This is a genomic window from Streptomyces sp. NPDC005878 (assembly GCF_040629815.1).
In the GTDB taxonomy this organism is placed as follows: domain Bacteria; phylum Actinomycetota; class Actinomycetes; order Streptomycetales; family Streptomycetaceae; genus Streptomyces.
On sequence record NZ_JBEXWK010000059.1, the window covers coordinates 1 to 4,170 of the forward strand.

A 4,170-nucleotide genomic window follows, 5' to 3' on the forward strand; every position below is an offset into this window, starting at 1 on the left:
GGCGAGGATCCGGTAGCGGTCGCAGACCAGGTGTTCGGCGGTGGTCACCGCGTGGTGGTCGTGGTGGGGGGACGGCGAAGCCGCCCGCGGGCGCCGCAGACGGCGGCAGAGGCGGACGGCTTCACAGGTGAGGGGGAAGACCAGCATCCAGCAGAAGAGCAGGGTGATCAGGGCGTAGAGCATGGCGGGCCTCCCCGTGCGGGATGAGGTGTGAAGAGGCTGGGCAGCGGGCCGCGTCAGGGGGCAGTGCGGCGGGAGTCCCTGGCGCTGCGGCCCTGGGGGGTGTGGAGGACGGCCCGCAGCCGGGACCCGATCCAGGTACCGACCTGCGGAGAGACGGCGTTGCCGAACCCATCGACCTGGTTGCGGGCGGAGCCCCAGACTTCGAAGGTGCCGCGGTAGTCGTTGAAGTCGACGTCGAACCCGCAGCCCCGGCCGATCTCGTGCGCCGACATCATCCGGTAGAAGCAGTCCTCAAGAGGCAGTTCGGCGAGCGACGCCTGCCACTGGGCCATGAGTAGCGCGGTCGTGTCGTGCGAGGTGAGGGTGCCGAGCGGGTCAGTGACCGGGTGCGGCGCGGTCCCGTGATCGGGGCTGGTTCCGTTCTGCTTGTACCAGCCGGCGGCCGTCAGCACCGCGGGGATCTGCTCGGAGGTGAAGGTGGGCATCGCCTCGCTGTGCAGCGTGGGCAGCGTGTTCTTTCGGTAGGGCAGCACGCCGGAGGAGACCACAGCGAGGGTCTCCGACCCGACCTGGGTGGGCAGCGGCTCCCCGGCGCCGCGCGCGGCGCCCTGGAAGTTGTCCACCGCGAGCGCCATCGTGGGCACGGCCAGTCCGCCAGCCGTATCGCGGGCCCACAGCGGCTGGACGACCGGACCGGTCGACAGGAGCGCGGTCTCCTGCTGGCTGGTCTGCGTTGCCATCGGCTGCAGCAGCAGCCGCTCCGAGCCGTGCACGCCCTTCGCTGGCATGAGGACCGCGGGGAAGTCGGCGAAGCGGCTGCGGCAGCGCTCCGCGCGCGCCATCGACGACCGGGCGAGCGGCCCGACGAAACCGTCCTTGAAGACCTTGACCGGCTTGTCGCCGATGCGCGTGCCCAGATCGGTGAGGTCGAGCGCGGCCAGCGACGGCGTCATCGGCGGGACGACCGGGCGGCGGCAGGACGGGCACCGGTACTCGTACTGCTTGCCGTACATCACGGTGCCGGACTCCGGAATGCCGGTCTTCCACGTCCATACCGCCTCAACGTCCTTGTCGCAGCGCCCGCAGTGCGACACCGGCCGGTGCTCCAGGTCGGGCATCGGCAGGGACTTGTCGACGAAAATCCAGTAGCCGCGGTCCCTCGACTGCGGAACCCCGAAGAACTGGCTGTTCAGGTAGAGGACCTTCACCGGGTGGTAGCCGAGCAGTTCGAACTGGCGCAGCCACCACCGGTAGGTCGAACCATCCCCCACTTTCGGGCGACCCGGCAGCGCGGGCCCCCAGGACGTGAGCTGGGTGGTGCACTCGACCAGGATCAGCCACGGGTGGTGCTTGGCGGCGTACTGCAGGACGCAGTTCGCGGTCGCCCGGTCCCGCTCGGACCTGGTCACCCGCGCCTCGTAGTCGGGGTCCTCCAGCTCGAACAGGGTCAGGCCCTGCTCGTACGCCCGAATCGTGTTGGCGAGCGAGTGATTCACGCAGTTGTGGACCAGGATCCCGTCGACCACGTAGGTGTGGTCCTCCTCGACAGTCATGTTGTAGACGGTGACCGTCTCGCCGGGCGTGACAGTGCCGCTGGTCTTCCCCCAGCGGAACCCGTCGGCGTCGCGATGCTTGGGACGGCGGTCCTGGGTGAGGTGGGCGGTGACGGTCCAGCGAGGGCGTTGGCGAATCGTGCGGCCCTCGATGACAGCCTCGGGCTTCGGCTGCTGATAGTGGACCGTGGCGTAGTAGCCGAGCGACGTCAGTAGCAAGCGCACCCCTACTGTGAGCTGCTTTGACACCGACATGGACTGCACACGCAGACCGCCGCGGCTCACGTGCCCGTCTGCTGACAGGTAGCCGTCCACGAAGGCGCGGCGGATCGGCTCGGGCGCGAACAGCAGCCAAGTCGGCAGCCGCTTGCCTGCTGCGCCGTGGCCGAAGTGGTCAGCCAGGAAGGCGGCAAGGCCGACGCGGTCGACGTGGAAGTTGTCGGTGGTCCGCTTCCGGGTGCGGTTCCACGGCAGGTCGGTACGTGACTCCAGCTGCTTTGCGAGGGCGTCGCCATCCTTGTGACCGGTGCAGATCGCCACGCGAGACCACACATTCCCGCGCTCGGGCCGGCGGCCCAGCCAGCCGTCGCCGACCCACCGTCCAAGCATCCACGCCACGTCGGCGGTGACCGGGCCGAGACCGTCGATCACAGGCGGTTCACTGCTGCCGTGGTCCAGGATCGGGCTGGCCACCCAGTGGCCGGCGAGGGAATCCGCCCGGACCTCGCCCGGCTCCCCGAGGACGGGCAGCGCGCGCCGGTTCGCTTCCGCCTGACTGCACTCCCGGGAGCAGAACAGGCGGGCCGTGTTGGCCTTGAACTGCGGAGCCGAACCGCCGCATTCGAGGCACCGGGCACCATTCAGCGGCTGGTACTTACGCCGAGGCTGGTGGGCCCGCGTGGCCTGGGCGGCGATGAAAGGGTGGTCGGGGGTGCACGTGATCGCAGTGGTGGCGTTGACGGTGACCGTGGGCCGTTCGACCGCGGAGGTGTGCGTAACGGGGCGCCAGCGCCTGCGGTGGGTCCACACCTCGTCGCCTATGTGCACTTCATCGATCGGGACGAGGCCGCGGCGCGTCAGTACGAGCGATCCGGCAGCGAAACAGCTCACCCCGGCGGCCAAGAGGTCGGCCGGGGGAAGGTCGCGGGCGGAGTGGTAGTCGGAGGACTCGGGGTCGACCAGGTCGGCGATCCAGTGCTCAGCCTCGGGGTGATTCCGCTCGTGGACCTGGACTTTGTACTCGTTGTGGTTGGCGGCCATGATCGTGGTGAACCCGGCGTCGCCGATGCCCTTGGTGAGTCCACCGAAGCCGCTGAAGAGGTCGACGGCCACGTACTCGTCGTGGCGGAATCTGCGGCGCTTGACGGCCGGGCGGTGCGTGGCAGTGCGGGTCTGCTGCTTGGTCTTGGGGGCCATCAGGCAGCGCTCCTTTCGTCTCCGTCTTGGGTGGCTTCGAGTTCGGCGAGCCGGGCGGTGAGGAGGTCCTCGATGCGGGTCGGCATCTCTTCGGGTCCAGCAGGCACAACGTCGCCCAGGAAGCGCCTTGTCCTGGCTTCGCCCAGGCGCATCTTCAGCGCGGCCGGATCAGACCAGACCTCCAGCACCCGGGCCCGGAAGTCGACCAGGGCCCGGCCGTGCAGGATGTCAATCTGTTCGGTGAGGACGTGCTGGAACTCCACGATCTCGCCCTTGATGTCGACGAGGGCTTCGCCCAGGCCTTCACGGACGGCCCACATGCGCACCTTGACCAGCTCCTCTTCCTTGCCCCAGGAGGCCCGGGACTTCGCCTGGAGCTGTTTGAGGCGGAATTCGGGGCGGGGGGCGCCGCTCTCGCGCAGCGCGTCGGCCGGATCGGTCTTGGAGCGCCAGAGCTCCAGAGCCATGCCGAACCGCATCGCGGCGTTACGGATGGCGTTGCCGATCACGGCCTTGGGGCTGCTGCCTTCGTCGCCGTCTCCGTAGCCGTTGCGGGTCACGCCGCACACGATCAACTTGATCCACAGGCCGCCTGTGCGGTCGAACTGCGGCAGGCCGTGCTCGTCGTGGCCAAGGGGCTTCCAGTCCCAGGCCGGATCTACCTCCAGGAGCCGCTCGGTGATGTCGGCGTGGCCCACGTAGGCCAGGCAGATGTGGCTTTCGCTGACCCACTCCAGGCACTTCGGGCAGGAGACGGAGACGTGCATGGGGCATTCGCCCTGCTCGGGGCTGGCGCATTTCCGGCAGGTGACCTTCGGGCGGTACCCGATCGCCTCGGGCGGGAACGGCTCGCGCAGCCGGGCGAGCGCGGCCTTCTGCTCGTCCGTCAGAGGGACGCTGGGGGCCTGGATTTGGGTGTGCTGAAGGGGGCCCTCCGCCGTGCTGCTGGCGGGGGCCTCGATGGCTGTCGCCACGAGGTGCTCCTATGGGGTTGTCAGCCGGTGCGTGCCGGAGCCCG

General features: G+C 69.3%; 3 protein-coding genes. All 3 read right to left on the bottom strand.

Features of this window, described 5'->3' with window-relative positions; genetic code table 11:
* On the bottom strand, positions 1–183 hold a 183-nt coding region (locus tag ABZ404_RS39035), incomplete at its 3' end, for a hypothetical protein (protein WP_358991701.1).
* Positions 184–236: 53 nt separating this feature from the next.
* Positions 237–3,152, bottom strand: coding sequence for a DNA cytosine methyltransferase (locus ABZ404_RS39040; protein WP_358991703.1), 2,916 nt, complete (start codon positions 3,150–3,152; stop codon positions 237–239).
* Positions 3,152–4,126 (bottom strand): hypothetical protein, encoded by a 975-nt coding sequence (locus tag ABZ404_RS39045; protein ID WP_358991706.1) that lies wholly within the window; start codon positions 4,124–4,126, stop codon positions 3,152–3,154. The genes ABZ404_RS39040 and ABZ404_RS39045 overlap by 1 nt, the downstream gene beginning before the upstream one ends.
* Between the last annotated feature and the right edge of the window lie 44 nt (positions 4,127–4,170).

Coding starts and splice junctions, on each gene's coding strand:
- ABZ404_RS39040 (WP_358991703.1), bottom strand. CDS start 3,152: ATGGCCCCCAAGACCAAGCAGCAGACCCGCACTGCCACGCACCGCCCG.